General features: G+C 58.9%; 26 protein-coding genes, 1 tRNA gene and 1 pseudogene. 7 read left to right on the top strand and 21 right to left on the bottom strand.

Annotated features, from left to right (window positions below):
- The 3 genes from dhaL to ABLU73_RS00970 all read right to left on the bottom strand — a co-directional run bounded on the left by dhaL (position 1) and on the right by ABLU73_RS00970 (position 2073).
- A complete protein-coding gene (gene dhaL / locus ABLU73_RS00960; protein ID WP_017899726.1) occupies positions 1-633 on the bottom strand; it encodes a dihydroxyacetone kinase subunit DhaL in 633 nt (210 codons plus the stop codon).
- A 10-nt stretch (positions 634-643) separates the two neighbouring features.
- Positions 644-1714: a dihydroxyacetone kinase subunit DhaK gene (dhaK, locus tag ABLU73_RS00965; protein WP_004206091.1), complete on the bottom strand. Its 1071-nt coding sequence runs from the start codon at positions 1712-1714 to the stop codon at positions 644-646.
- 173 nt (positions 1715-1887) lie between these two features.
- Entirely contained in the window at positions 1888-2073 is a 186-nt protein-coding gene (locus tag ABLU73_RS00970; protein ID WP_087770974.1) for a hypothetical protein, read from the bottom strand.
- Positions 2074-2324: 251 nt separating this feature from the next.
- On the opposite strand from ABLU73_RS00970, the gene ABLU73_RS00975 reads away from it, so the two are divergent.
- A complete protein-coding gene (locus ABLU73_RS00975; protein ID WP_017899727.1) occupies positions 2325-3422 on the top strand; it encodes a glycerol dehydrogenase in 1098 nt (365 codons plus the stop codon).
- 101 nt (positions 3423-3523) lie between these two features.
- On the top strand, positions 3524-5449 hold the full coding sequence (gene dhaR / locus ABLU73_RS00980; protein ID WP_004206088.1) for a dihydroxyacetone kinase operon transcriptional regulator DhaR: 1926 nt from the start codon (positions 3524-3526) through the stop codon (positions 5447-5449).
- Here the strand turns inward: dhaR and ABLU73_RS00985 are convergent.
- The 3 genes and pseudogenes from ABLU73_RS00985 to ABLU73_RS00995 form a co-directional block, all read right to left on the bottom strand.
- Positions 5427-5525 (bottom strand): annotated as a pseudogene (locus ABLU73_RS00985) (cobalamin adenosyltransferase); the annotation flags it as partial. The gene dhaR and the pseudogene ABLU73_RS00985 sit on opposite strands and share 23 nt — an antisense overlap.
- Before the next feature lie 113 nt (positions 5526-5638).
- Positions 5639-5944, bottom strand: coding sequence for an acid-activated periplasmic chaperone HdeB (gene hdeB, locus ABLU73_RS00990; RefSeq protein WP_004206087.1), 306 nt, complete (start codon positions 5942-5944; stop codon positions 5639-5641).
- Between the two features lie 26 nt (positions 5945-5970).
- A complete protein-coding gene (locus ABLU73_RS00995) occupies positions 5971-6546 on the bottom strand; it encodes an HdeD family acid-resistance protein (protein WP_023319177.1) in 576 nt (191 codons plus the stop codon).
- Between the two features lie 239 nt (positions 6547-6785).
- Between ABLU73_RS00995 and ABLU73_RS01000 the strand changes: the two genes are divergently transcribed.
- A complete protein-coding gene (locus tag ABLU73_RS01000; protein ID WP_072140371.1) occupies positions 6786-7448 on the top strand; it encodes a YfdX family protein in 663 nt (220 codons plus the stop codon).
- 89 nt (positions 7449-7537) lie between these two features.
- Here ABLU73_RS01000 and ABLU73_RS01005 read toward each other — a convergent pair whose 3' ends face one another.
- Entirely contained in the window at positions 7538-10780 is a 3243-nt protein-coding gene (locus ABLU73_RS01005; RefSeq protein ID WP_264923581.1) for a transporter substrate-binding domain-containing protein, read from the bottom strand.
- Between the two features lie 4 nt (positions 10781-10784).
- Positions 10785-11399: an acid-sensing system DNA-binding response regulator EvgA gene (gene evgA / locus ABLU73_RS01010; protein WP_004205283.1), complete on the bottom strand. Its 615-nt coding sequence runs from the start codon at positions 11397-11399 to the stop codon at positions 10785-10787.
- Positions 11400-11699: 300 nt separating this feature from the next.
- Between evgA and ABLU73_RS01015 the strand changes: the two genes are divergently transcribed.
- Positions 11700-12065, top strand: a complete 366-nt coding sequence (locus ABLU73_RS01015) for an HdeA/HdeB family chaperone (protein ID WP_072140372.1) — start codon at positions 11700-11702, stop codon at positions 12063-12065.
- A 68-nt stretch (positions 12066-12133) separates the two neighbouring features.
- Here ABLU73_RS01015 and ABLU73_RS01020 read toward each other — a convergent pair whose 3' ends face one another.
- Together ABLU73_RS01020 and ABLU73_RS01025 are read right to left on the bottom strand one after the other, a co-directional pair.
- The gene (locus tag ABLU73_RS01020) at positions 12134-12406 is read right to left on the bottom strand and encodes a hypothetical protein (protein WP_004205279.1); all 273 of its coding nucleotides are present in this window, start codon (positions 12404-12406) and stop codon (positions 12134-12136) included.
- 569 nt (positions 12407-12975) lie between these two features.
- A tRNA-Ile gene (locus ABLU73_RS01025) sits at positions 12976-13051 on the bottom strand.
- A 124-nt stretch (positions 13052-13175) separates the two neighbouring features.
- On the opposite strand from ABLU73_RS01025, the gene mug reads away from it, so the two are divergent.
- Positions 13176-13682, top strand: coding sequence for a G/U mismatch-specific DNA glycosylase (gene mug / locus ABLU73_RS01030; RefSeq protein ID WP_004205266.1), 507 nt, complete (start codon positions 13176-13178; stop codon positions 13680-13682).
- Positions 13683-13781: 99 nt separating this feature from the next.
- Here the strand turns inward: mug and rpoD are convergent, their stop codons facing one another.
- From rpoD to rpsU, 3 genes are all read right to left on the bottom strand, one after another.
- On the bottom strand, positions 13782-15623 hold the full coding sequence (gene rpoD, locus ABLU73_RS01035; protein ID WP_004174339.1) for an RNA polymerase sigma factor RpoD: 1842 nt from the start codon (positions 15621-15623) through the stop codon (positions 13782-13784).
- Positions 15624-15842: 219 nt separating this feature from the next.
- Positions 15843-17588: a DNA primase gene (gene dnaG, locus ABLU73_RS01040; RefSeq protein WP_017899733.1), complete on the bottom strand. Its 1746-nt coding sequence runs from the start codon at positions 17586-17588 to the stop codon at positions 15843-15845.
- A gap of 111 nt (positions 17589-17699) precedes the next feature.
- The gene (gene rpsU / locus ABLU73_RS01045; protein ID WP_001144069.1) at positions 17700-17915 is read right to left on the bottom strand and encodes a 30S ribosomal protein S21; all 216 of its coding nucleotides are present in this window, start codon (positions 17913-17915) and stop codon (positions 17700-17702) included.
- 237 nt (positions 17916-18152) lie between these two features.
- Between rpsU and tsaD the strand changes: the two genes are divergently transcribed.
- Positions 18153-19166, top strand: coding sequence for a tRNA (adenosine(37)-N6)-threonylcarbamoyltransferase complex transferase subunit TsaD (gene tsaD, locus ABLU73_RS01050; protein WP_002916879.1), 1014 nt, complete (start codon positions 18153-18155; stop codon positions 19164-19166).
- 44 nt (positions 19167-19210) lie between these two features.
- Here the strand turns inward: tsaD and ABLU73_RS01055 are convergent, their stop codons facing one another.
- From ABLU73_RS01055 to ABLU73_RS01090, 8 genes are all read right to left on the bottom strand, one after another.
- The gene (locus tag ABLU73_RS01055; protein WP_049003153.1) at positions 19211-20818 is read right to left on the bottom strand and encodes a cytosine permease; all 1608 of its coding nucleotides are present in this window, start codon (positions 20816-20818) and stop codon (positions 19211-19213) included.
- A gap of 152 nt (positions 20819-20970) precedes the next feature.
- Complete coding sequence (ureG, locus tag ABLU73_RS01060) at positions 20971-21588, bottom strand: urease accessory protein UreG (protein ID WP_002916877.1); 618 nt, start codon at positions 21586-21588, stop codon at positions 20971-20973.
- Between the two features lie 8 nt (positions 21589-21596).
- Complete coding sequence (locus tag ABLU73_RS01065; protein WP_004205263.1) at positions 21597-22271, bottom strand: urease accessory protein UreF; 675 nt, start codon at positions 22269-22271, stop codon at positions 21597-21599.
- 1 nt (position 22272) lies between these two features.
- Positions 22273-22749, bottom strand: a complete 477-nt coding sequence (gene ureE, locus ABLU73_RS01070) for an urease accessory protein UreE (RefSeq protein ID WP_017899736.1) — start codon at positions 22747-22749, stop codon at positions 22273-22275.
- Positions 22750-22758: 9 nt separating this feature from the next.
- Entirely contained in the window at positions 22759-24462 is a 1704-nt protein-coding gene (gene ureC, locus ABLU73_RS01075) for an urease subunit alpha (RefSeq protein WP_017899737.1), read from the bottom strand.
- On the bottom strand, positions 24455-24775 hold the full coding sequence (locus tag ABLU73_RS01080) for an urease subunit beta (RefSeq protein ID WP_017899738.1): 321 nt from the start codon (positions 24773-24775) through the stop codon (positions 24455-24457). Before ABLU73_RS01080 ends, ureC begins: the two co-directional genes overlap by 8 nt.
- A gap of 9 nt (positions 24776-24784) precedes the next feature.
- On the bottom strand, positions 24785-25087 hold the full coding sequence (locus tag ABLU73_RS01085; protein ID WP_002916871.1) for an urease subunit gamma: 303 nt from the start codon (positions 25085-25087) through the stop codon (positions 24785-24787).
- Between the two features lie 9 nt (positions 25088-25096).
- On the bottom strand, positions 25097-25921 hold the full coding sequence (locus tag ABLU73_RS01090) for an urease accessory protein UreD (RefSeq protein WP_065802860.1): 825 nt from the start codon (positions 25919-25921) through the stop codon (positions 25097-25099).
- Between ABLU73_RS01090 and ABLU73_RS01095 the strand changes: the two genes are divergently transcribed.
- Positions 25911-26057 (top strand): hypothetical protein, encoded by a 147-nt coding sequence (locus tag ABLU73_RS01095; protein ID WP_032447021.1) that lies wholly within the window; start codon positions 25911-25913, stop codon positions 26055-26057. The two genes, ABLU73_RS01090 and ABLU73_RS01095, sit on opposite strands and share 11 nt — an antisense overlap.

Here is a 26057-nt window from a genome sequence, read left to right on the forward strand (position 1 = left end):
TTACTCTTTGGCCGCGGCGGCCAACATCTGCATCATAAACATCACTGACGTGGCGCCCGGATCCTGATGGCCGATGCTGCGTTCGCCAAGGTAGCTGGCGCGGCCTTTGCGCGCCTGCATGGTGATGGTGCTGTGGGCGCCGGCTTCCGCTGCTTTGCAGGCGGCATCCAGCGCGGCGGCGATCGACAGGTGCTGCTCGCTGGACTGGCGCAGGGAGTCCACCACCGGCAGCCAGACGTCGCACATGGTTTTATCCCCCGGCTCCGCTTTGCCGCGGTTGACGACGCCGTCCGCGCCTTCGCGGATCATCAGGTACAGTTCGTCGAGCGTCAGGCTCTGGTGAGCCTGAGTGACCTGCGCGGCGCGAATGAAGAAGGTGCCGAACAGCGGGCCGCTGGCGCCGCCGACGTTGGAGAGCAGCGTCATGCCGGTGTTTTTGAGGATAAAGCCAATATCTTTATCGGCAATCGACGGCAGCTTTTCCACCACCTTGCTGAAGCCGCGGTGCATGTTCAGGCCGTGATCGGCATCGCCGATCTCTTTATCGAGGCCGGTGAGAAAATCGCTCTCTTTGGTGAAGATATCGCCGCAGCGGTACAGCCAGTCGACGATTTGCGTTCTGTTCAGTGACATGTCGTGCTCCTTAGTTTCCCCAGTTCAGCGCCGGGGTATGAACCGGGGCGTCCCATAGCGCCAGCGTCTCATCATCCACTTTCAGCAGAGTGATGGAGAAGCCCGCCATATCCAGCGAGGTGCAGTAGCTACCGACGAGGTTGCGTTCGATGATGATGCCGGACGCTTCGCAGCGCTGGGCGAGACGGTGATACACACCGTACAGTTCGGACAGCGGGGTGGCGCCGAGGTTATTGACCAGCGCGATGACCCGGTCGCCGTTTTGCAGCGCGGTTTTGCTCTGCTTCACTTCCTGCCACGCGCCCTTGACGGTATCCCACTGGCGCAGCGTGCGGCTGTAGGCGCCATTCTCCAGCAGGGTATCGAACATCTCATCGACGGTTTGGTCCAGCGAGCTGAAGCGACGGCGGTCGATGCCCGGCTCGCCGTGAATGCCGACGCCGAACTCCATTTCATCGTCCTGCAGGGTAAAGGAAGGTTGTCCGGCGGCCGGTACGGTGCAGGCGCCGAGGGCGATGCCAATGGAGTGGCCGAGATTATTCAGGCGGCGCCCCAGTTCAGCGCAGGCCTCCAGCGAATCGCCGCGCTCGGCGGCGGCGCCGACCAGTTTTTCGATCAGTACGGTATTGGCGACGCCGCGGCGGCCTGCGGTATAGAGACTGTCCTTCACCGCCACGTCGTCGTCGACCACCACGGTGGTGACTTTAATGCCGCTCTCATGCAGCAGCTCGGTGGCGGTTTCGAAGTTCAGGATGTCGCCGGTGTAGTTTTTGATAATCAGCAGGACGCCTTCGCCGCCGTCAATCTGCATCGCGCATTCGAACATTTTATCTGGCGTCGGCGAGGTGAAGATTTCCCCCGGGCAGGCGCCAGAAAGCATCCCCTGGCCGATATAGCCGCAGTGCATTGGCTCATGGCCGCTGCCGCCGCCGGAGAGGAGGGCGACCTTGCCGGCCACCGGCGCATCGGCGCGGGTGACGTACAGCGGGTCCTGATGCAGGGTAAGCTGCGGGTGGGCTTTAGCCAGCCCCTGTAATTGTTCATTCAGTACATCTTCAACACGGTTAATCAGCTTTTTCATTATTCAGTGCTCCGTTGGAGAAGGTTCGATGCGGCCTCTCTGCTGGCGGAGGCGGTCATCGCGTAGGGGTATCGTCTGACGGTGCAGCGTGCCTGGCGATATGATGATTCTGGCTGAGCGGACGAAAAAAAGAATGCCCCGGCGATTGGGTTTCATTACGAAACATCGCCTGCTTATTTTGTTTCTTTATGGAACGTTTTTGCTGAGGAAACGGTGAAAATGCGAGCTGGCGCGCTTTTTTTCCTCTGCCTTAAGCGCCGGTCATCGCGGCTGGCGCAGCGGGCGGAAAAAAAATTTTTGCTAAATTTCCCCCGGCTGTGGGGAAAAAGCCTGCCGCTAAAGGGGGATAGTAGGGGAATTATGCGGCAGAGGAGCGGATCGGGATCGCAATCCTGACGGAGAACAGGGCTTTTTGTTCCAATATGGAACGTAAGAATTTAACCTGTGTTTCATATCAGAACAAAAAGGCGAAAGATTTTTTTGTTCCCTGCCGGCCCTACAGTGATCGCACTGCTCCGGTACATTCCGTTGAGGCCGCGCTTTACCGGCCGGCGCGGATAACGCCAGGGCTCATCATGTCTACATGCGCACTTATTTGAGGGTGAAAGGAATGCTAAAAGTTATTCAATCTCCAGCCAAATATCTTCAGGGTCCTGATGCTGCTGTTCTGTTCGGTCAATATGCCAAAAACCTGGCGGAGAGCTTCTTCGTCATCGCTGACGACTTCGTGATGAAGCTGGCGGGGGAGAAAGTGGTGAATGGCCTGCAGAGTCACGATATTCGCTGCCATGCGGAACGGTTTAACGGCGAATGCAGCCATGCGGAAATTAACCGCCTGATGGCGATTTTGCAAAAACAGGGCTGCCGCGGCGTGGTCGGCATCGGCGGCGGTAAGACCCTCGATACCGCGAAGGCGATCGGGTACTACCAGAAGCTGCCGGTGGTGGTGATCCCGACCATCGCTTCGACCGATGCGCCGACCAGCGCGCTGTCGGTGATCTACACCGAAGCGGGCGAGTTTGAAGAGTATCTGATCTATCCGAAAAACCCGGATATGGTGGTGATGGACACGGCGATTATCGCCAAAGCGCCGGTACGCCTGCTGGTCTCCGGCATGGGCGATGCGCTCTCCACCTGGTTCGAGGCTAAAGCCTGCTACGATGCGCGCGCCACCAGCATGGCCGGGGGGCAGTCCACCGAGGCGGCGCTGAGCCTGGCCCGCCTGTGCTATGATACGCTGCTGGCGGAGGGCGAAAAGGCCCGTCTGGCGGCGCAGGCCGGGGTGGTGACCGAAGCGCTGGAGCGCATCATCGAGGCGAACACCTACCTCAGCGGCATTGGCTTTGAAAGTAGCGGCCTGGCCGCCGCCCACGCGATCCACAACGGTTTCACCATTCTGGAAGAGTGTCACCACCTGTATCACGGCGAGAAAGTGGCCTTCGGCACCCTGGCGCAGCTGGTGCTGCAGAACAGCCCGATGGACGAGATTGAAACCGTGCTGGGCTTCTGCCAGCGCGTCGGCCTGCCGGTGACCCTCGCGCAGATGGGCGTCAAAGAGGGGATCGACGCGAAAATCACCGCGGTGGCAAAAGCCACCTGCGCGGAAGGGGAGACCATCCACAATATGCCGTTCGCGGTGACCCCGGAAAGCGTGCACGCCGCTATCCTCACCGCCGATCTGTTAGGCCAGCAGTGGCTGGCGCGTTAATTCGCGGTGGCTAAACCGCTGGCGCCGGTCAGCGGTTTCTCTTTCTCCCCTCTGGCAGTGGCTGCCGGAGGGGTTCTCTATGGTAAAACGCGGAAAACAGTATGACTGTTCAGACTCAGGATACCGGGAAGGCAGTCTCTGCCGTCATCGCCCAGTCATGGCATCGCTGCAGCAAGTTTATGCAGCGCGAAACCTGGCAAACGCCGCACCAGGCCCAGGGCCTGACTTTTGACTCTATCTGTCGGCGTAAAACCGCGCTGCTGACCATCGGTCAGGCGGCGCTGGAGGACGCCTGGGAGTTTATGGACGGTCGCCCCTGCGCGCTGTTTATTCTTGATGAGACCGCCTGCATCCTGAGCCGCTGCGGCGAACCGCAAACGCTGGCGCAGTTGGCTGACCTGGGATTTCGCGACGGCAGCTACTGCGCGGAGAGCATTATCGGCACCTGCGCGCTGTCGCTGGCCGCGATGCAGGGGCAGCCGATCAACACCGCCGGCGATCGGCATTTTAAGCAGGCCCTGCAGCCATGGAGCTTTTGTTCGACGCCGGTGTTCGATAACCACGGGCGCCTGTTCGGCTCTATCTCGCTTTGCTGTCTGGTGGAGCACCAGTCCAGCGCCGACCTTTCCCTGACGCTGGCCATCGCCCGCGAGGTGGGCAATTCCCTGCTCACCGACAGCCTGCTGGCGGAATCCAACCGCCACCTTAATCAGATGTACGGCCTGCTGGAGAGCATGGACGACGGGGTGATGGCGTGGAACGAACAGGGGGTGCTGCAATTTCTCAATGTTCAGGCGGCGAGACTGCTGCATCTTGATGCCCAGGCCAGCCAGGGGAAAAATATCGCCGATCTGGTGACCCTTCCGGCGCTGCTGCGCCGGGCCATCAAACACGCCCGCGGCCTGAATCACGTTGAAGTTACCTTTGAAAGCCAGCACCAGTTTATCGACGCGGTGATCACCTTAAAACCGATCGTCGAGGCGCAAGGCAACAGCTTTATTCTGCTGCTGCACCCGGTGGAGCAGATGCGGCAGCTGATGACCAGCCAGCTGGGCAAAGTCAGCCACACCTTTGAGCAGATGTCAGCCGACGATCCGGAAACCCGGCGGCTGATCCACTTTGGCCGCCAGGCGGCGCGCGGCGGCTTCCCGGTGCTGCTGTGCGGTGAAGAAGGGGTGGGGAAAGAGCTGCTGAGCCAGGCCATCCACAATGAAAGCGAGCGGGCGGGCGGCCCCTATATCGCCGTCAACTGCCAGCTGTATGCCGACAGCGTGCTGGGCCAGGACTTTATGGGCAGCGCCCCCACTGACGATGAAAATGGCCGCCTGAGCCGCCTTGAGCTGGCCAATGGCGGCACCCTGTTTCTGGAAAAAATTGAGTATCTGGCGCCGGAGCTGCAGTCGGCCCTGCTGCAGGTGATTAAGCAGGGAGTGCTTACCCGCCTCGACGCCCGCCGCCTGATCCCGGTGGATGTGAAGGTGATCGCCACCACCACCGTCGATCTGGCCAACCTGGTGGAACAGAACCGCTTTAGCCGCCAGCTGTACTATGCGCTGCACTCCTTCGAGATTGTCATCCCCCCGCTGCGCGCCCGGCGCAACAGCATCCCGTCGCTGGTGCATAACCGGCTGAAGAGCCTGGAGAAGCGTTTCTCTTCGCGGCTGAAAGTGGACGATGACGCGCTGGCCCAACTGGTGGCCTACTCGTGGCCGGGAAATGATTTTGAGCTTAACAGCGTGATAGAGAACATTGCCATCAGCAGCGACAACGGCCACATTCGGCTAAGCAACCTGCCGGAATATCTCTTTTCCGATCGGCCGGGGGTCGATAGCGGCTCATCGCTGCTGCCGGCCAGCCTGACCTTTAGCGCCATCGAAAAAGAGGCCATCATTCACGCTGCCCGGGTGACCAGCGGGCGGGTGCAGGAGATGTCGCAACTGCTGAATATTGGCCGCACCACCCTGTGGCGCAAAATGAAGCAGTACGATATCGACGCCAGCCAGTTCAAGCGCAAGCATCAGGCCTAGTCTTCTCGATACGCGCCATGGAGAACAGGGCGTCCGACAGACGATTGCTGTAGCGTTTGAGCGCGTCGCGCAGTGGGCCAAATTGGCCATCCTCTGCCGTGCGAATGCGCTAGCGATGAGTGTGACGGGGCCCGCCGCATAACGGCGGGTAACGAGGTTAACTTTCCCCGGCGAGCGCCGGGGGAAGGCTTATTTTTTAATAACCGAGTTGAGGTCGCCGAGTTTAGCGGCGGGGTTCTTGTGGCACTGCTGCAGCATTTTCGGCACCGAGACGGTCTCGACTTCATGCCAGTCGACATAGTCCCCGCCGCTGAAGTCGGTGTTGCGATTCACTACCCAGAAGGCCACCGGGGTCATGCTTTTCGGGTTCATATCCATAAATTCCTGACAGGTCATATTCTGCGGTGTGGTTTCCTGTACCGCGAATGCCGGGCTGGTCATCAGACAGAATGTGGTCGCCGCCACGGTCAATACGAGTGCTTTAGGTAAATTCATTTTCTTCTCCAGTCATAAAATACGGCTTAAGCCCGAGCATGCTTCATCTTATTTCTCAGGACCAGAAAGCCGATGGCGCTAAATATCATTTCAACGCCGATAAATGCGGTAATAAATAACCAGCTTTGCTGCGGGTTCATTGCCAGCCACAGGCAGGCGATAATTAAATCCAGCAGACCGATAAAAATATTCCAGCCAGCGCCGCTTTGTTTTCGGGTTTTACATCCGCTGACGATGCGGGAAATACCGCCGAGAACAAATAAAAAGCCGAATAAAAAGGCCAGACTGCTCATGCCGTTGAGGGGATTGACGACAAAACTCAGGCCGAGCACGATCCAGGCGATGGCGAAGATCAGCGCCACCAGGCGTGATTTCCAGTGCTGCTGACGGAAAACAATCAGGCTGTATAGCGAATAGAAGCCGCAGATCATGAACAACATGCCGGTCACCGTGGCGAGATACCAGCCGGCGACCAATGGCCAGGCCAGACAACAGGCTCCGCAGATAAACAGCAGGGCGGCCATCATGCCGGCATGCCGTTTATATCGAATGAAGACGCGTGGGCTAAACGCATTTAAGGTGTAATGGCTAAACATAAACATAATTGCTCCGCAGATCCGGTTGGCGGCCTGACGCTGAATAAAATACGTTATGATTTATTCAGCGGGCCAAAAGAAATGTCTGAGGAAAATAGTAGGCCGTGCCATCGCCAGGCGTAAATAAGAGTGCTGAGGTCACTTTATACGCCTTGTCTGACAGCTGTCAGACAAGGCCCGCAATATCGATTCCGGGCTCTGATTCTCAATAACTACGATATTTTTTAAGCTGGCTGCGTTTGGTGATGCTTACCGATTTTAATCAGGAGTTAACGATGAAAAAAGTCATTCTGGCGAGCCTGCTGGCAACCATGATGGGTACCTCTCCGGTGTGGGCAGCAGATAACGCGACGGCAGCGCCTGCCGCGGCAGCCACAGCGCAGGTGCAGAAAGAAGCCGCCGATGTGTTACAGGTGGCGGTTCAGGGCGCGAACGCGATGCGCGACGTCCAGTTCGCCCGTCTGGCGTTGTTTCACGGCCAGCCGGAGAGCGCCAAAAAACTGACAGACGACGCCGCCGCGCTGCTGGCCGCCGATGACGCCAGCTGGGCGAAGTTCGTGAAAACCGACGCGACAGCCAAAATGATCGCCGATCGCTATGTGGTGATCAATGCGACCATCGCCTTGTCTGAAGACTATGTGGCCACCCCGGAAAAAGAGAGTGCCATTAAATCTGCCAACGAAAAACTGGCGAAAGGCGATCAGAAAGGGGCTATCGATACCCTGCGCCTGGCCGGTATTGGCGTGATTGAGAACCAGTATCTGATGCCGCTTAACCAGACCCGTAAGGCGGTGGCGCAGGCGCAAAAACTGCTGAAAGCCGGGAAGTATTACGAAGCGAATCTGGTGCTGAAAGGCGCTGAAGAGGGCATCGTGGTGGACAGCGAGATGCTGGTGGCGGGTAACTGATCCTCGTTCCACCCTGAGAGAGCGCAGAGGAAGAGACTGACAAGGATGTCCCCTTAGCGGTCGGGCAGCGGACTGCCCGACCGGAACGGCTAGCGGCCGATGAGGGCGTCGATTTCGCCATCGATCTCGCACAGGATGCCGGTGATGTGCTGTACCACCTCCAGACAGCTTGCCGGCGTCAGCGAATCAGGTCGCTTAGCCTCAAAAGGGGCGCACAGTTGTTGTAGCGCAGTAATCCCCAGGATTTGTGCTGAACCGTGCAGACGGTGCAGCGCCCGCAGAAAGGTCTGCGGCTCATGCCGGGCGATAGCCTGTCCGGCGGCCTGTAAATCTGTGGCCGACGCATCGCGGAACGTCTCCAGCATCTCAGCCATCAGCGCCTGGTCTCCCCCCGTATTTTCGGTCAGCACGCTGAGCTTCAGATGCCGGGCGGCGTTAGGTGATGCGTGGCCCACCGCTAAGCGGCTGAGCTCATGGCTCAGCGTCTGAACCGACACTGGCTTAAACAGACACATATTCATGCCGCTGGCCAGACATGCCTCCCGAGACTGCGGCAGCGCGCTGGCGGTCACTCCCCAAATCACCAGGCTCGGGTAGCGTCGGCGTAACGACGCCGCCAGCGCCAGGCCATCTTTCTTCGGCATATTGAGGTCCGTGATCAGCAGATCGTAATGTTTGCCGGCGAGCTTATTCTCCGCTTCTTCACCGTCGCAGGCTTCATCGACACTGTAGCCGATAGTGTTGAGCTGGCGTTTGAGCAACAGCCGGTTGGTGGGGTGGTCGTCCGCTATCAATATCGACAGCCCGGGCAGGGCCTGCGGCCTGGCGGGCAACGCCTGTGGCGCGTGAATCGCGCAGCGACTCACCCTGACCGGCAGCGTGATGGTGAAAGTGGTCCCCACGCCCGGACGGCTGACCATCTCCAGCCGGCCCTGCATCAGCGTAACCAGCTCCTGGCAAATGACCAGCCCCAGCCCGGAGCCGGTCTGCTGGCGTCCCTGGCGCGCCTGGGCATAGCGATGAAAGAGGGTGGCCTGCTCAGCTTCACTGATCCCGCAGCCGCTGTCGCTAACGATGAGGGTCAGCTCTCCCTGTGTCTCATCCGCCTGCGCCAGCCGGCAGGAGATCTGAATCGCGCCCTCGGCGGTAAACTTCAGCGCATTGCCGATGAGATTATTGAGAATTTGCCGCAGCGCCTGAGGGTCGACCCACAGCGCGATCCCCTCCTGCAGAGGGAGATGGCTATGCAGCGCGATCCCCTTCTGCTGCGCCAGCGCGCCGAAGGTGTGGCACTGCTGCGACACCACCTGCGCCACATCGCTCCACTGTGGGGTGATCTGGTATTTTCCCGACTCAATCTTGTCGATATCGAGAATATTGCCGATAAGTCCCAGCAGGGTTTGCGCCGTCGACCCCGCCAGCTCGATCGCCTCTTTACGCTGACCGACGTTCAGCTCTGGTTTCGCCAGCAGTTCCAGAAAGCCGACGATGGCGCTCACCGGCGTGCGCAGCTCGTGGCTCATGCTGGCCAGAAAGCGACTCTTGGCTTTTGTCGCTTGAATCGCTTTGTCTTTTTCCCGCTCCAGCGCGCAGGAGAGGGCTTCCTTCTGCGCCAGCTCCTCTTCCAGCCGCTGCTGAGAGTCTTTGCGTTTGCGTACTTCCCGGCACAGGGAGAGTCCCCAGCCGAGGCTGATGGCGATCAGCACCAGCGCGAAGGCGATCAACTGGTAAAACTGGCGGCTGTACTGGCTCCAGTTCTCTATTTGCTGGCTGGAGATTTTCGACCACTTCTCGGTCATCTGCAGAATGTCCCGCGGCGGAATGGCCTGCAGCGCTTTGTTGAGCACGGCGGCCAGCACCGGTTCATCGCGTGGGATCGCCAGCCGAATGGCGGCGACCGGGAGTCCATCGATGCGGGTGTAGTGAAGATCTTGCGGATAGTAGTGATCGATCATATAGCGGGCGGAAAGCTCCGAGGCCACGGCGGCATCCACCTCGCCTTCCTCCACCATCTTCATGGCGACACCAACGTTATCCGTCTCCACCCAGTTAACCTGCGGAAAGCGCGCTTTCAGGTCGTGGGCGGCGATCGGCCCCACCGGCAGGGCGATCCGTGCCGGGCGCGTCAGCAGATGCGGGTCGGGCGCGCTGCCGCGGGCGACCAGCACAAAGGCCACGTTAATGAGCGGCTCGCTGAGGGTGACGTAAGCCTGCGGCTGCGGGGTCAGGGTCGCGGCGGGCATGATCGCCCAATCCTCTTTTTCCATGCGCTTTGCCAGATCCTGACGATTGCGCACCAGAATAGGGTCAAACTGCAGCCCGGTCTGTAGTGAGAAAATATTCAGCATATCGGCCATGATGCCGCGCAGCTCATCTTCGTCATCCACCAGGGTAAAAGGTGGAAAGTAGGGGTTAACCAGCAGGCGGATGTGACGATGCTTCCGCAGCCAGCGCTGCTCCTCAGCGGTAAAAGGCAACGGGGTATTAAGAAACGACAGATCGCCGCGGTTGAGCCAGTTTTGCATGATCCGCATCGCGGTATCGTTGTCGATGGCGTGGATAAAACGGTCAAGGAGCTGGTGCAGCGCCGGTCGATCTTCACGGGTGACAAAGCGGTTGTGCTGCTCCTGCTGACGAAAATAGTGCGTGATGACCAGCGATTGCGAGAAATATTTCGAGATGCAGTGGCCGGTGGTGATGTTGTTGCCGATGAAATACTGATTCTCGCCGCTGACCACCGAGGCGAGGGCCTGATAGTCGCTATCATAAAGGGTGATTTTGGCGTTGGGAAACGCCTGTTGAATAATATCGAAAAAGGCGCAATCGCGGGTGCAGGCTAGCTTGACGCGGCGGTCGGTGGTTAGCGGCGGCAGGGGGGATTTTAGCGAGGTGACCAGCGTCGGCCAGGTTTTGATCAGCGGTGCGGATTGAACCAGGCCCGGGGCGAGCGCATCCCGGTGCGCCACCTGAGTGAGCAGGGTATCGACCTGGCGGTCGGCCAGGGCGGCCAGCGCCTGCTGCTCGGTGTCATATTGGCGGATAACCACCTTTAGCCCGAGGCTGTGCGCCATCAGCGCCAGATAGTCGGCGTTAATCCCCTGATAGCTTTCTTCGTCGCTGTCGTAGACGACGGGCGTCATCTCAGGGAGCCAGGTGCCGACGATCAGCGTTGGCTGGGCGGCCAGCCAGGCCTTTGCCTTATCGTTGAGCGGAATGTCGATCGCCGCAATGTGGGCATGGCTTTTCAGCTCCAGTTGCTTCATGGCAAACGCGGAGGGAGAGAGACTCAGCGCTAGCCCGACAATCAGGGATAAAATAAGACGAATGACCATGCCATCACCCTATTTTATTGCGTTGCGCAAAGTCATAAAGCTCAAGCAGGGAGCTGCAGCCTAATTTATCCATCAGACGGACCTTATAGGTGCTTACCGTCTTATTGCTGATATTCATTTTGCTGCCGATGGTGGTGTAGTCGATGCCGCTGAGAATATAGCGGAAGACCTTCATCTCCTGCGTTGACAGCGTATCCAGTCGGTCCTGATCGGTGATGCCGTGGGTGCAGAAGCGCTCCAGTGAAAAAGGGAAATAGCTGTAGCCATTATTGGCCGCGTCGATCGCGGCGAGGATATTATTCATTCCCTCTTTTTTACTCACAAAACCATTGGCCCCGCAGTCGGCGCTACGTTTGCCGTAAAACAGTTCATTCTTGGCGGAAATGACGATGATTTTTCCCCGGTAGCGGCGTTTTCGCAGCTGCTCCAGAACGTCTATGCCGCTGAGTTCCGGAATATCAACGTCGACGATCAGCAGGTCAGGCTGCATGGTTTCGGCGGTCTGTACCGCATGGGCGCCGCTGTCGAGTTCCGCTGCGACGGTAATGCCGTTGCTGTCGAGAAGGTTGCGAATGGCGATACGTGCCAATGGATGATCGTCAATGATTATCGCATTCATGGGGGCGTAAATCCTGATATGAAAAAAGAGGGCGATGCCTGATGCAGGTGCGGCGGGGGTTATTTTTATCGGTGCCGTAATAAGGCGCAATTGTAACACAAATCGTTTTCGGCCGGGAAAATATTGTGGATGTGTGCCTGCCGAATATATTTGCATATCGGGATGACAGCTGTAGGAAAAGGCGTTCGCTTGCTTCAGCGCTGTCTGCTGTTAAAAAAAATGCAAACGATTAATCTGCGCTTTTTAAGGTGAGGTGCCGGGAATATCGTCCGGTGACAGCTGGCAGGTAAAATAATAACAATGGTAAAAGCAAAGCGCCCCCTCTGGCGAAAATGGGCTTGGAAACGTCTGATGGCAGGAATAATCGTCCTGGCAATAAGTAACGCCGCGGTGGGAAAGGACGTGACGACCACTGAGGCGCGGACGCGCGATATGATGCGCTGTCAGGATTATCTGCAGCTGGATCCGCGCACCTGGACGCCGATGGTGATCTGGCTGATGAACGATCCTTTTTCCCTGCAGCCGCCGGAGTGGACCGACTTCCATGAAGCCGAGCTGGTGCTGACGCCGATCCTCACCGAAATCTGCCGTCAGGAGCCAGATGCCTGGCTGACTTCGCTGCGGGAACGGCTCAATTCTTATCAGCAGGTGCGGTCGCTGAACTAAGCGACCGCGGTAAAGCGGCAGAAAAAGTGACTAAACGTGCAGTTAGCGGCCAATTTCTGCGCCGAAGATCAGCAGCGGCCCGCTTTTTTCGACAGGGCGTCGCAGGTTTTGCTCGCTGGCGTCGGGTTGGCGCCGGCACAGATGGCATCCGAGACGGTGCTACTGCCGCCCAGCGGGATCAGTCCATACAGTTTCGGCTCGGCGGCTTTAGTCACATAGCAGCGATGGCGGGTGTTGCCGATGGTCGCCACAAAGTTGGTTTTCACATCCTGCTGCTTCGCATCGGAAATGGTCACCTGCGAAACATCGACATTAAAGGCAAAAGCGGCGGCTTCTTTCATTTCGCTTTCCGTCGCCATCGGTGGTTTAGCTACGCAACCCGTTAATAACAGTGCCAGACAGGTACTGACTGATATATCCCGTATTTTCATATTTTCATCCTTTTGTGTGAGTCAGCGGGTTGTATATATGAGCGACGGGAGGGGGGCGTTGATTTTGATCAGCTGGTACAGGGAAGGGGTATTTTTCGGAAATTGGCCTGAATTGTTAAAGTTATCGTGAGCAGTATGAATTCCAGCGTTGCGGGAATGAAAGGTGTTTTATGCCGACCTTGCGTAGTAAGACAGAGTAAACAGGAACGCGGCAATGATGGACTGGCTTCGGGAGGTGGACAACGCAGATGGCCTGCGCAAACTTTTGCCAGGATAGAGCACTGTCTATTTTAGCGTAAGCGTAAATTTTTCTTTTCGCGATAACGGATTGTTTTATCCTCTTAGCGGAATGGCAAGAAAATGCTGACCACGCGCATTGCTCAACGGCTTATGTTGCCATTTTATCGCTATTCTAAAATTTAGAAACAAAAAAGCCACTCTTTCGAGTGGCCTAACTATATGTATTTACTGCTAAAATTTGGTGGCCCCTGTTGGGTTTGAACCAACGACCAAGCGATTATGAGTCGCCTGCTCTAACCACTGAGCTAAGGGGCCGTGGCGAGGGATTATAAAGTAACTGACGGTTGCAATCCAGCGTAAAGCGCGCAGCTGCTGTTTTTATAAACAATGCATTTTCAATCCTTTATAATCATGTTTTAGCCATACAGCCGGAGAAAACATGATTAGCGATATCCTTGCGCCGGGCCTGCGCGTCGTCTTTTGCGGTATCAACCCGGGGAAGTCTTCCGCCCATACCGGCTTTCATTTTGCCCATCCTGGCAACCGCTTCTGGAAGGTCATCCATCAGGCCGGCTTTACCGATCGGCAGCTCAGGCCGGAAGAGGAGCTGCAGCTGCTGGATACGCGCTGCGGCATCACCATGCTGGTTGAGCGTCCGACGGTGCAGGCCAGCGAGGTCGCCCTGCAGGAGCTGCGCAGCGGCGGCCGTGAGCTGGTGAAGAAGATTGAGGAGTATCAGCCGCAGGCGCTGGCGGTGCTCGGCAAGCAGGCCTTCGAGCTGGCCTTTAACCAGCGCGGGGCGAAGTGGGGGAAACAGGCGATGACCATTGGCACGACCCAGGTGTGGGTGCTGCCCAATCCCAGCGGTTTAAACCGGGCGACGCTCGATAAGCTGGTGGCGGCCTATCGTGAACTGGATGATGCCCTGGCGACCCGCGGTCAGTAGCGGAGAGCGGCGGCTTTCCCCGAGCGGCCAGCGAAACGCCATAAAAAAAGCTCCCCGCAGGGAGCTTTTTAACCGGCTGTGGACGCTGTCCCGCGACGATTAATCGTCGAGGAAGCTACGTAGCACTTCAGAACGGCTCGGGTGGCGCAGTTTACGCAGCGCCTTCGCTTCGATCTGACGGATACGTTCGCGAGTAACGTCGAACTGTTTACCCACTTCTTCCAGCGTGTGGTCGGTGTTCATGTCGATACCGAAACGCATACGCAGGACTTTCGCTTCACGAGCGGTAAGGCCGGCCAGCACGTCGTGCGTTGCCGCACGCAGGCTCTCGGTGGTCGCGGAATCCAGCGGCAGCTCGAGGGTGGTATCCTCGATGAAATCCCCCAGATGCGAATCTTCATCGTCGCCGATCGGCGTTTCCATGGAGATAGGCTCTTTGGCGATCTTCAGCACTTTACGGATTTTGTCTTCCGGCATCAGCATGCGCTCAGCCAGCTCTTCCGGGGTCGGTTCACGGCCCATCTCCTGCAGCATCTGACGGGAGATACGGTTGAGCTTGTTGATGGTCTCAATCATATGCACCGGAATACGGATGGTGCGCGCCTGATCCGCGATGGAGCGGGTGATCGCCTGACGGATCCACCAGGTAGCGTAGGTCGAGAACTTGTAGCCGCGACGGTATTCGAACTTATCCACCGCTTTCATCAGACCGATGTTGCCTTCCTGAATCAGGTCGAGGAACTGCAGACCGCGGTTGGTGTATTTCTTGGCGATCGAGATAACCAGACGCAGGTTCGCTTCCACCATCTCTTTCTTCGCACGGCGGGCTTTCGCTTCACCGATGGACATGCGACGGTTGATATCCTTCACCTGCTCGATGGTCAGGCCGGTCTCTTCTTCGATCTGCTGCAGCTTCTGCAGGCCGCGCTGCACGTCTTCTTTCACTTCCAGCAGCTTCTCGGACCACGGCTTGTTCATCGCCACCGCGGCGTTGAACCAGGTTTCGCTGGTTTCGTTGCCGGTGAACAGGGTGATGAAGTTTTTCTTCGGCATTTTGCACTGCTCAACGCACAGCTTCATGATGATACGTTCCTGAGTACGAACGCGATCCATCATGCTACGCATGCTGTTGACCAGGTAATCGAACTGCTTCGGCACCAGGCGGAACTGCTTGAAGACTTCAGACAGCTTCAGGATCTCTTCCTGGGCGGCGGCATGGCTACGACCTTTGGCTTTGATAGTGTCGCGCGTCAGCTCGTACTGGGTACGCAGCTCGGCGAACTTCTCACGGGCCAGCTCAGGGTCGATGCTGTTGTCGTCATCGCTGTTGTCGTCGGCGTCTTCATCTTCGTCTTCGTCTTCGTCGTCATCCATCTCTTCCTGAGACAGCTCGGAGCCAACGTGGGTGGCGGTCGGCGCCATATCTTCTTCGGCGTTCGGATCGACGAAACCGGTGATCAGATCGGACAGACGGGCTTCTTCCGCTTCCACGCGGTCGTACTGCTCAAGCAGGTAGGTGATCGCTTCCGGGTATTCGGCAACGGAGCACTGCACCTGGTTGATGCCGTCTTCAATGCGTTTGGCGATGTCGATTTCGCCTTCACGGGTCAGCAGCTCTACGGTACCCATTTCACGCATGTACATGCGCACCGGGTCGGTCGTACGCCCGATTTCGGATTCCACGCTGGAGAGCACCTGCGCGGCGGCTTCGGCAGCATCTTCATCCGCGGTGTTTTCGGCAAGCATCAGATCATCGGCATCCGGTGCTTCTTCCATCACCTGAATGCCCATGTCGTTGATCATTTGGATGATGTCTTCGATCTGATCGGAATCGACGATATCTTCCGGCAGATGGTCATTGACCTCGGCATAGGTCAGATAGCCTTGCTCCTTACCACGTTGGACAAGAAGCTTCAGCTGTGACTGCGGGTTTTGCTCCATAAGACGGTATCCACACTTAATTCGTTTGATTGGTGTCGGCAGGCGGGCTGTCGACATTTAAAGCGAGGGCGTACTTATATTATTGCCGCTGCGCCTCTGCGCGGCTGTCGGGGGCTTCCCGATCGATACTCGGCACTTAAGCCGTTAAATACGGTGTCCTTCACGTCGCTCTGCGTTCTGCTGCTGCATCAATGCAACGTGAATGACTGAGTCTGTCATTTATTTCTTCGCCAGCTCCTGGCTGATGGTCCAGAGCTCCCGGCGTTCCTCACTGCTTAAACCGTGTGTGCGATCGCGAGCAATCAACTCTTCCTGTCGCAGTTCCAGCAGTGAATCAAACATATGGTTGAGCGAGTCGGTGAAGGTTTGTTCAGCGATATCTTTATCTGCTATATCGTCCCACATCGACAGTTTTTCAAGGGTTGCGGCCTCTTTTGTGCCGCGATATTGCTCTAAAAGTTGCCCGGTTGTCAGACCAGGCTGCGCCAGACAGCTCTTCACCAGCTCGCCGAACAGGCTCAGCCCCGGCATTTTGCGCGAGTCCAGCCCCTCCAGCGGTGGGACTAACGGCGCCAGATCCGGGTTTTGCACCAGCAGTCCTATCAGTATACGCATGGTCGTGCGTTTTAGCTGTGGTGCGGGGCGCGGGGCGCCATTTTCCGCCTGTTTTGGCATTAAACGTTCAAGCTGGGCGTCATCTAAAATGCCCAGCTTGTTGCCCAGCTCCTGACGCAAATAGATGCGCAGGGTTTCGCCCGGCACCTGGGTTATCAGCGGCAGCGCCAGCGTGCTCAGCTGCGCGCGCCCGTCCGGCGTGCTCAGGTCGACCTGCGGCAGCAGGCTGTTAAACAAGAACGTGGAGAGCGGCTGAGCCTGCTCCATCCGCGCCTCGAACGCCGCTTTGCCCTCTTTACGCACCAGCGTATCCGGGTCTTCGCCGTCAGGCAGAAACATAAAACGCAGCTGGCGACCATCGGTCATGTACGGCAGCGCCGTCTCCAGCGCGCGCCAGGCGGCATCGCGGCCGGCCCGGTCGCCGTCGTAGCAGCAGATGACGTTATTGGTCACCCGGAACAGCAGCTGGATATGATCGGCCGTGGTCGAGGTACCCAGCGAGGCGACAGCATAATTGATGTCGTACTGCGCCAGCGCCACGACGTCCATATAGCCTTCGACAACCAGCAAACGCGGTGGTTCGGGGTTGTCCTGCTGCGCTTCATACAGGCCATATAGCTGACGGCCTTTATGGAATATGTCGGTTTCCGGGGAGTTGAGATACTTCGGCAGGGCATCGCCCAGCACCCGTCCGCCAAACCCAATCACCCGGCCTCGCTTATCGCGGATGGGGAACATCACCCGTTCGCGGAAGCGGTCGTAACTGCGTCCCTGATCGTTGGTGACCAGCATGCCGGCATCAATAAGCGACTGGCGGTTTTCCTGATTGCCGCCAAAACGTTTTAAAACGTTATCCCAACCTGGGGGAGCATAGCCGATGGCAAAGCGCGTAATCACCTCGCTGCTTAACCCCCGTTTTGCCAGGTACTGGCGCGCAGGGTCGGCGGCGGGCTGCATCAGAGACTGTTGATAAAACGTATTCAGACCATCCAGTAACTGGTAGAGGTTCTGCCGTTGATGGCGCTCTATCTGGCTGGGTCCGTTGCCTGCTTCATAAGGCACTTCGAGGTTGTGCATGGCGGCCAGCTCTTCGACCGTTTCCACGAACTCGAGCTTGTCGTAGTTCATCAGGAAATCGATAGCATTGCCGTGCGCCCCGCAGCCGAAGCAGTGGTAAAACTGTTTTTCACCGTTGACGGTGAAAGAGGGGGTTTTTTCGTTATGGAACGGACAGCACGCGTGAAAATTTTTGCCCTGCTTTTTCAGCTTTACCCGCGCATCGATCAGATCGACGATGTCGGTTCTGGCAAGCAGATCGCTAATAAATACACGTGGAATTCGTCCAGCCATAAGCCCCGTTATTTCTGATGACTATAAACGAAAATAAGCCGCGCATTCCTTTCGGAAGCACGGCCTTACAACTACAACTCGGTCTGAATTGAGAGCGTCGCTCTCAACAGATTAGTACAGACGAGTACGGCGTGCGTTTTCGCGAGCCAGTTTCTTCGCGTGACGTTTCACTGCAGAAGCTTTAGCGCGCTTACGTTCGGTAGTCGGTTTTTCATAGAACTCACGACGACGAACTTCCGCCAGAACACCTGCTTTTTCGCAGGAACGCTTGAAGCGACGCAGAGCTACGTCGAACGGCTCGTTTTCACGTACTTTAATTACCGGCATGTGCCTCTCACCTTTGATTAATTCGGTTTGCCGCTGGCCGCAATGCCAGCTTATTTCAAAATGGTGCGGAATTTTACTGCAACTACTGCTGCTTTGTAAAGCACCTGCGCCTTTTTTGAAAGGGACTTTTATAAGGGTGAGGAGTATACACGAAGAGAACACCAGGGGTGAGCAAAGTTTTACATCGCCGGTCATTGGACCTACACTGCGCGGTATTGAAGCGAGGTAAAACAACTCATGCGTGTACTGGGCATTGAAACATCCTGCGATGAAACCGGCATCGCGATTTATGACGACCAGCAAGGTCTGTTAGCCAACCAATTGTATAGTCAGGTGAAACTGCATGCGGACTACGGCGGCGTGGTGCCGGAGCTGGCATCGCGCGACCACGTGCGCAAAACGGTGCCGCTGATCCAGGCGGCGCTGAAAGAGGCCGGCCTGACGGCGAAAGATATCGACGCCGTCGCCTATACGGCGGGTCCTGGCCTGGTCGGCGCGCTGCTGGTCGGGGCGACCGTTGGCCGGTCGCTGGCCTTCGCCTGGAACGTGCCGGCGATCCCGGTACACCATATGGAAGGGCACCTGCTGGCGCCGATGCTGGAAGATAACCCGCCGGCGTTCCCGTTCGTCGCGCTGCTGGTTTCCGGTGGCCATACGCAGCTGATCAGCGTCACCGGTATCGGCCAGTACGAACTGCTGGGCGAGTCGATTGACGATGCGGCGGGCGAAGCCTTTGATAAAACCGCAAAACTGCTGGGGCTGGATTATCCCGGCGGGCCGATGCTGTCGAAAATGGCGTCCCAGGGTACTGAAGGCCGCTTCGTCTTCCCGCGTCCGATGACCGACCGTCCGGGGCTGGACTTCAGCTTCTCCGGACTGAAGACCTTCGCCGCCAACACCATTCGCAGCAACGGCGACGATGAACAAACCCGCGCCGACATCGCCCGCGCGTTTGAGGATGCGGTTGTCGATACGCTGATGATTAAATGTCGCCGCGCGCTGGAGCAAACCGGCTTTAAGCGTCTGGTGATGGCGGGAGGCGTGAGCGCCAACCGCACCCTGCGGGCGAAGCTGGCGGAGATGATGCAAAAACGCGGCGGTGAGGTATTCTACGCCCGCCCTGAGTTCTGTACCGATAACGGCGCGATGATCGCCTACGCCGGCATGGTGCGTCTGCAAACCGGCGCCAAAGCTGAGCTCGGCGTGACGGTCCGCCCGCGCTGGCCGCTGGCCGAACTACCTGCCGCCTAACGCAACCTGAAACAGGCCGACGTCACGTCGGCCTGCCTACCTGACTACTCCATACTTTTACACAGTGAGCAGATGGCACCCTGATGCTTATGTGAATGCATCACGTCCGGGCGCTCGTACTCTTCCTCACAGCTAACGCATTGATACACGGTGGTCGAGGCGTTCCCCGCCGCGTCATAGCGCGGTTCGGCGATCCCGTCATCCACCTGCTTAATATAGTAGCGCCCGCGGGTGAGGATCCCCATCAGCGGGGTCATGAAAAAGGCGACGACCAGCGCGATCAGCGGTGAGAACGGCGCCAGCGTCGTCCCCAGCAGGCCGAAGAAAGCGCAGATCGACAGCCCGGCGGCCAGGCCAAAGGAAACCACGCCCACCGGGTTAACGTTGTAGATCATGCCGCGACGATATTCCGGCTGCGCCGGGGCCAGCTTGAGCAAGCCTTTATTAAAGGTGATGTCGGTCGCCACCACCACGACCCAGGCGATAGCGAAGTTGGAGTAAAAGCCGAGGATCCACGACAGGGCGCTGAACATATCGCCTTCCATCAGCGCCAGGGCAATCGCCAGATTGACCACCACAAAAATAATCCGCCCCGGATAGCGTTTGGTGGTGCGGGTCCAGGCGCTGGTCCACGCCAACGAGCCGGAGTAGGCATTGGTGACGTTAATTTTGATCTGCGAGATCACCACCAGCACCACCGCCAGCGTCAGGGCCAGCCAGCCGGGCACCAGATTATCGAAGACGCTGACGAACTGCTGCACCGGTTCGGTATTGTGCACCGCCGGAAAACGGGTCAATAGATAGAAGCCGAGGAAGGCGCCGATGATCTGTTTGATCGCGCCTAACACCACCCAGCCCGGGCCTGCGGAAAAGACCGCCAGCCACCAGCTTTTACGGTTCTCCGCGGTTTTAGGCGGCATAAAGCGCAGGTAATCAATTTGCTCGCCAATTTGCATGATCAGCGACAGGCATACCCCGGCGCCGAGCATGATGGCGGTGATGTCCACCGTCGACGCGCTGTTTTTACCAGCGAAATGCAGGAAGCCGTCCACCAGCTGCGGATCTTTGACAATCAGCCACACCACCGGCACCACCATCAGCACCAGCCACAGTGGAGTGGTCCATACCTGCAGGCGGGTCAGGGCTTTCATGCCATAGACCACCAGCGGGAGCACCATCAGGGTGGCGATCAGATACCCCATCCACAGCGGTATCCCGAGGCCCACCAGCAGCCCCTGGGCCATGATCGAGCCTTCGAGGGCGAAGAAGATAAAGGTGAAGCCGGCAAAAATAATGCTGGTGATCACCGAGCCGAAATAACCGAAGCCGGCGCTGCGGGTGATCAGGTCAAGGTCAATGTTGTAGCGCGCGGCGGTGATCGCCAGCGGAATGCCGGTGAGGAAGATCACCAGCGCCGCCACCAGGATCGAATAGATGGCGTTGCTGGTGCCCCAGGCCATACCGATGCTGGCGCCGATGGAAAAGTCCGCCAGATAGGCGATGCCGCCCAGCGCCGTGACCGCGACGACGCCCGGTCCCCAGCGGCGGAAGCTCAGCGGGGCGTAACGTAAGGTGTAATCTTCTAAGGTTTCCCGGGAGCCGGAAGTCCGCGCTGTCGCGGGTAATTCAGGGTTGAGATCCAGTGATGACATAGTCATTCCTTAATGGTTAGGCATGACTTGAATTAGCAAACCTTATGCCATATTGCAGGGCAGGCGTGGCGGGGAGGGGAGCGCAGGGTGATAGAAGAGAGAGCAGGGGTTGCACCATCCGGACGCGTCTGCGCCCGGCTGGTGCAACAGGCCTATTTGCCGAGCATGCCTTTGTCTTCGAGGAAGGCGATAATGGTGCTCAGGCCGTCTCCCTGCTTCAGATTGGTGAAGGTCCACGGGCGATCGCCGCGCATACGCTGGGTATCGCTGGCCATCACCTCCAGCGAAGCGCCGACATAGGGGGCAAGGTCGGTTTTATTGATCACCAGAAAATCGGATTTGGTGATCCCCGGCCCGCCTTTGCGCGGGATCTTCTCCCCTTCGGCCACGTCAATGACGTAGATGGTCAGATCCGCCAGCTCCGGGCTGAAGGTGGCGCTCAGGTTATCGCCGCCGCTTTCCACGAAGATAAGGTCGAGGTTACCGAACTTTTCACTCAGCGCTTCCACGGCGGCGAGGTTCATCGAGGCATCTTCGCGGATCGCTGTGTGCGGGCAGCCGCCGGTTTCTACACCGACAATGCGTTCAGGGGCCAGCGCGCCCGCTTCGGTGAGGATGCGCTGATCTTCTTTGGTATAGATGTCGTTAGTGACCACCGCCAGCTGCCAGGTATCGCGCATCGCTTTGCACAGCGCTTCCAGCAGGGCGGTTTTACCAGAGCCGACCGGGCCGCCGACGCCGACGCGCAGCGGGTGTTTATAAGAATTCATGGCTTCTCCTAGGAACGGAATAATCGGGAGTATTGGGTTTCATGCCGGGCAGAGGCGATGGCGGCGAGCGGCGTGGCCGATCCGATATCGCCGTCCGGCGCGGCCAGTGCGCGGGGCATCGCCGCTGCATAGTGGTCGCAAAGACGTAAAATGAGCTGCTGGGCGGCCTGCTGGCCGAAGGGCACCAGCTTGACGCCGGCCATTACGGCGCTCTCAATCCAGCTGTAGCCCAGGCTTAAGGCCATCTCGGGCAGCGCGATGCGCCAGCGCACGCCGAGCCAGGCCATCCCGGCGAGCTGGCTTTGCTGGCACAGCGTGCGCCACGGCGGCGGACAGTCCGGCTGCCAGTCGCCCAGCAGGCGGGCAAACGCCGCGCCGCGGTTGCGCTCTTCCTCCCGCAGTTCACGGGTCTCCCGGCAGGCCAGCAGATAAGCCGTCCAGCGCCGGGCCGCGGCGATATCGCCTTGGTCGCAGGCGCGGTACAGGCGGGCGAACAGCGGCAGGTCAACGGTAAAAAAGCCTTCCGTCATCTGCCGTCGCTGCCAGCGCTCGAAGGCCGCGACGTCCGGCACCCAGCCGGCTTCCACAGCCCACTCCAGCCCCTGGGACCAGCTGTAACCTCCTACCGGCAGGTTGCTGCTGGCCAGCTGCATCAGCCGCAGGCGTTGTTCCGCTGTCGACATGCTAGTGGCTGTGAGCGTGGTGGTCATGATGAGCATGATGATGACCGTGGCTTTCGCTGGCGTAAGCGCCGGCTTCCGGCTCGAACGGCAGCTGGCCAAAGGTCACCGTCAGGCCGAACTGGCGCAGCATATCGTCCAGCACGTGATCGTGATGGTAGCGCAGCTCGCCTGGCATAATCTGCAGCGGTACGTGACGGTTGCCGAGGTGATAGCAGGCCTTCGCCAGCATAAACGGGTCGTCGCAGCGCACCACCGACACCCCTTCATCAGCGGCAATCACCTGCACAAATTCGGTGCCGTCTTCGTTACTCAGCACATCGCCGCCGCGCAGCAGCAGGCCGCGGGGCAGCAGCAGACCGGCTTCCCGGCCATCGTTGAGGGTAACTTTTACCCGGCTTTTGACGCGAACATCAATCGGCAGCGTAACGCTGGCGGTCGCGGCGGCGGGGGTCTCCAGACGTTGAGTTAAATAAAGCATCCGCACTCCTTAAAACAGAAAATAACGTTGCGCCATCGGCAGAACCTCTGCCGGCTCGCTGGTGATGAGTTCGCCATCCACCCGCACCTCATAGGTCTGCGCGTCGACGGTGATGTTAGGCTGCAGGCTGTTGTGCACCATGTCGGCTTTCTGCACCGTGCGGCAGCCTTTCACCACGGCAATCGCGCTGCGCAGGTTCAGCCGCTCGGCTACGCCATGGTCCGCCGCTGCCTGCGACAGGAAGGTGAGGCGGCAGTGATGGCGGGCGCTGCCCAGCGCGCCAAACATCGGACGGTAGTGTACCGGCTGCGGGGTCGGAATAGAGGCATTGATATCGCCCATCGGCGCGATGGCGATCATGCCGCCTTTGATCACGGTGGCCGGTTTCACGCCGAAGAAGGCAGGCGACCAGACCACCAGGTCCGCCAGCTTACCCACCTCAATGGAGCCGACTTCGTGCGCGATGCCGTGGGTCAGCGCCGGGTTGATGGTGTATTTGGCGATGTAGCGCTTCACGCGGAAGTTGTCGTTATCCCCGGTCTCCTCCGCCAGCGCGCCGCGCTGCACCTTCATGCGGTGCGCCACCTGCCAGGTGCGGAGAACCACTTCTCCGACGCGGCCCATGGCCTGCGAATCGGAGGAGGTGAGCGAGAAGGCGCCAAGGTCGTGCAGCACGTCTTCTGCGGCGATGGTTTCCCGGCGAATGCGCGACTCGGCAAAGGCCACGTCCTCGGCGATGTCCGGGTCCAGATGGTGGCAGACCATCAGCATATCGAGATGTTCGTCGATGGTGTTGAGGGTGTAGGGCAGCGTTGGGTTGGTGGAGGACGGCAAAATGTTCGGGTGGGCGCAGGCGGTGATGATGTCCGGCGCATGGCCGCCGCCGGCCCCTTCGGTATGGAAGGTGTGGATGGTGCGCCCGCCGATGGCGGCGAGGGTATCTTCCACAAAACCGGACTCATTGAGGGTGTCGCTGTGCAGGGCGACCTGAATATCCATCTCATCGGCGACGGTTAATGCGCAGTCGATCGCCGCCGGGGTGGCGCCCCAGTCCTCATGGATCTTCAGGCCAATAACACCCGCCGCCACCTGCTCGCGTAGAGCGTCCGGCTGAGAAACGTTGCCCTTGCCCAACAGGCCGATATTAACCGGCAGGCTGTCGGCCGCCTGCAGCATGCGTGAGATATACCATGGCCCCGGGGTGCAGGTGGTGGCATGGGTACCCGCCGCCGGGCCGGTGCCGCCGCCGACCATGGTGGTCACGCCGGAGACCAGCGCCTCTTCCGCCTGCTGCGGACAGATCCAGTGAATATGGGTATCGATCCCGCCGGCGGTGACGATTTTTCCTTCGGCGGCAATCACTTCCGTCGCGGCGCCGATGGGGATGGTGACGTTGGGCTGGATGTCGGGGTTGCCGGCTTTGCCGATGGCGAAGATCCGGCCGTCCTTCACGCCGATATCGGCCTTAACGATGCCCCAGTGATCGACGATCAGCGCGTTGGTGAGCACCAGGTCAACACAGTCGGCGGCCAGCATCTGTCCCTGGCCCATCCCGTCGCGGATCACTTTGCCGCCGCCGAATTTGACCTCTTCCCCGTAGGTGGTCAAATCGTCCTCCACCTCGATCCACAGCTCGGTATCGGCCAGGCGCACCTTATCGCCGACGGTGGGGCCGAACATGTCGGCATAGGCCTGGCGTGAAATATTACTCATCGTTTGCCTCCAGTGGGCCCATGACTTCGCCGCGGAAGCCGAAGACGGCGCGGTGACCGGCGAAGGCCACCAGCTCAATCTCGCGTTTCTGGCCAGGTTCAAAGCGTACCGCCGTGCCGGCCGGGATATTCAGGCGATAGCCGGTGGCCTGCTGACGGTCGAACTTCAGCGCCGGGTTGACCTCGGCGAAATGGTAGTGCGAACCGACCTGAATCGGACGATCGCCGTGGTTTTCAACGACCACGCGACAGGTCGCCCGGCCGGTGTTGAGGGCTATCTGGCCGGGCTTAACGTGATATTCACCAGGGATCATGGCGCTGCCTCAGATAATCGGGTTGTGAACGGTGACCAGCTTCGAGCCGTCCGGGAAGGTGGCTTCGACCTGGATATCCGGGATCATTTCCGGGACGCCTTCCATCACCTGCTCGCGGGTCAGGACGTGACGACCTTCCTCCATCAGCGAGGCCACGCTTTTGCCGTCGCGGGCGCCTTCCATAATAAAGGCGCTGATCAGGGCCACGGATTCCGGATAGTTGAGCTTCAGGCCGCGGGCCAGGCGGCGTTCCGCCACCAGCGCGGCGGTAAACAGCAACAGCTTGTCTTTTTCTCGGGGGGTCAGTTCCATAACGTTCTCTTAAGTCAGCCAGATTCGGGGGAGTACGGGGGACTTGCCGGTGAGATGAGGGCGCAGAAACTGCCAGACGTCGCGCATCACCTGCTGGCAAATCAGATTATCGTCGCTGAGGAAGCGCACCGTCAGCAGGCGGTCGGTCAGGCTGGCGCCGGCGTAGAGGCCGAGCGGCGCCAGCGCGTCGCGCACCCCGTCGAGCAGGGCATCGGTTGCCGGATAGCACAGCAGCGTGCCGACCCAGGGACGTCCAGCGATGCTGGAGAGCTCTCCCTCCTGCAGGTGCAGGCGCTCGACCAGCAGCGGCTCATCGTCCACCCATACCTCCAGCCGGTTGCTGAGGGTGCCGTGGCTGAAGGTTTCGCCGATCACCGGGCGGCCAAGGCAGAGCAGATCCCAGGCCAGCAGGGTGCTGGAGGCACACAGGTGAAAGGTGGTGGACAGTCGGGCGTTCGCCCCGGGAAAGAAGATGGCATCCTGCGGGAGCCACTCCAGGGTCGCCTGCGGGGCGAGGGTCAACTGCTGGCGCAAAAGCGCTTGCGCGCCGCTGCTGCGGTAAAACTTGCTGGCGCCAGGCATGGTGATCAGGGTATGGCAGCCGGGATCAAGGTGGGCGCTAATCGTCAGTTCATCACCGCCGACGATGCCGCCGGGGGGGTGAAGCAGATAGAGGTGACAGGTCTCTTCTTCCGGGTAAAACGGGCGCTGGACGGTCAGCGGGCCGACGTGTTGGGCGCTGGCGAGAACGGTCTTGCCGCCGGCCTGCTGAAAGCGCAGATCCAGCGTGGCCTGCCAGCCTTTTTTGAGTGGTGGTAACACGGTGCCGTGCAATGTTGCGCCCCTGCAAAATCAAGATAAAACAGCAGCAATGAGTATTGATCGGCGGGAGATTATCCCGGTCATACGAAACGCTTATGTCATCTGTTACCCGCAGCGTCGCATTGGGCGCAAGGGGAAAGCGGCATAA

Origin of the sequence: Klebsiella sp. GG_Kp175 (genome assembly GCF_040062325.1) — a bacterium.
GTDB classification, from domain to species: domain Bacteria; phylum Pseudomonadota; class Gammaproteobacteria; order Enterobacterales; family Enterobacteriaceae; genus Klebsiella; species Klebsiella quasipneumoniae.

Excerpts from the sequence above, each read along its gene's own strand:
- ABLU73_RS01005 (WP_264923581.1), bottom strand. The coding sequence starts at position 10,780 with ATGGTCATTCGTCTTATTTTATCCCTGATTGTCGGGCTAGCGCTGAGT.
- ureC (WP_017899737.1), bottom strand. The coding sequence starts at position 24,462 with ATGAGTAATATTTCACGCCAGGCCTATGCCGACATGTTCGGCCCCACC.
- dhaR (WP_004206088.1), top strand. The coding sequence starts at position 3,524 with ATGACTGTTCAGACTCAGGATACCGGGAAGGCAGTCTCTGCCGTCATC.
- ABLU73_RS01080 (WP_017899738.1), bottom strand. The coding sequence starts at position 24,775 with ATGATCCCTGGTGAATATCACGTTAAGCCCGGCCAGATAGCCCTCAAC.
- ABLU73_RS01055 (WP_049003153.1), bottom strand. The coding sequence starts at position 20,818 with ATGTCATCACTGGATCTCAACCCTGAATTACCCGCGACAGCGCGGACT.
- evgA (WP_004205283.1), bottom strand. The coding sequence starts at position 11,399 with ATGAATGCGATAATCATTGACGATCATCCATTGGCACGTATCGCCATT.
- ureG (WP_002916877.1), bottom strand. The coding sequence starts at position 21,588 with ATGAATTCTTATAAACACCCGCTGCGCGTCGGCGTCGGCGGCCCGGTC.
- dnaG (WP_017899733.1), bottom strand. The coding sequence starts at position 17,588 with ATGGCTGGACGAATTCCACGTGTATTTATTAGCGATCTGCTTGCCAGA.
- ABLU73_RS00975 (WP_017899727.1), top strand. The coding sequence starts at position 2,325 with ATGCTAAAAGTTATTCAATCTCCAGCCAAATATCTTCAGGGTCCTGAT.
- ABLU73_RS01085 (WP_002916871.1), bottom strand. The coding sequence starts at position 25,087 with ATGGAACTGACCCCCCGAGAAAAAGACAAGCTGTTGCTGTTTACCGCC.
- ABLU73_RS01015 (WP_072140372.1), top strand. The coding sequence starts at position 11,700 with ATGGTAAAAGCAAAGCGCCCCCTCTGGCGAAAATGGGCTTGGAAACGT.
- mug (WP_004205266.1), top strand. The coding sequence starts at position 13,176 with ATGATTAGCGATATCCTTGCGCCGGGCCTGCGCGTCGTCTTTTGCGGT.
- rpoD (WP_004174339.1), bottom strand. The coding sequence starts at position 15,623 with ATGGAGCAAAACCCGCAGTCACAGCTGAAGCTTCTTGTCCAACGTGGT.
- tsaD (WP_002916879.1), top strand. The coding sequence starts at position 18,153 with ATGCGTGTACTGGGCATTGAAACATCCTGCGATGAAACCGGCATCGCG.
- ABLU73_RS01000 (WP_072140371.1), top strand. The coding sequence starts at position 6,786 with ATGCTTACCGATTTTAATCAGGAGTTAACGATGAAAAAAGTCATTCTG.
- ABLU73_RS01065 (WP_004205263.1), bottom strand. The coding sequence starts at position 22,271 with ATGTCGACAGCGGAACAACGCCTGCGGCTGATGCAGCTGGCCAGCAGC.
- hdeB (WP_004206087.1), bottom strand. The coding sequence starts at position 5,944 with ATGAATTTACCTAAAGCACTCGTATTGACCGTGGCGGCGACCACATTC.
- ureE (WP_017899736.1), bottom strand. The coding sequence starts at position 22,749 with ATGCTTTATTTAACTCAACGTCTGGAGACCCCCGCCGCCGCGACCGCC.
- ABLU73_RS00995 (WP_023319177.1), bottom strand. The coding sequence starts at position 6,546 with ATGTTTATGTTTAGCCATTACACCTTAAATGCGTTTAGCCCACGCGTC.
- dhaL (WP_017899726.1), bottom strand. The coding sequence starts at position 633 with ATGTCACTGAACAGAACGCAAATCGTCGACTGGCTGTACCGCTGCGGC.
- dhaK (WP_004206091.1), bottom strand. The coding sequence starts at position 1,714 with ATGAAAAAGCTGATTAACCGTGTTGAAGATGTACTGAATGAACAATTA.
- rpsU (WP_001144069.1), bottom strand. The coding sequence starts at position 17,915 with ATGCCGGTAATTAAAGTACGTGAAAACGAGCCGTTCGACGTAGCTCTG.
- ABLU73_RS01020 (WP_004205279.1), bottom strand. The coding sequence starts at position 12,406 with ATGAAAGAAGCCGCCGCTTTTGCCTTTAATGTCGATGTTTCGCAGGTG.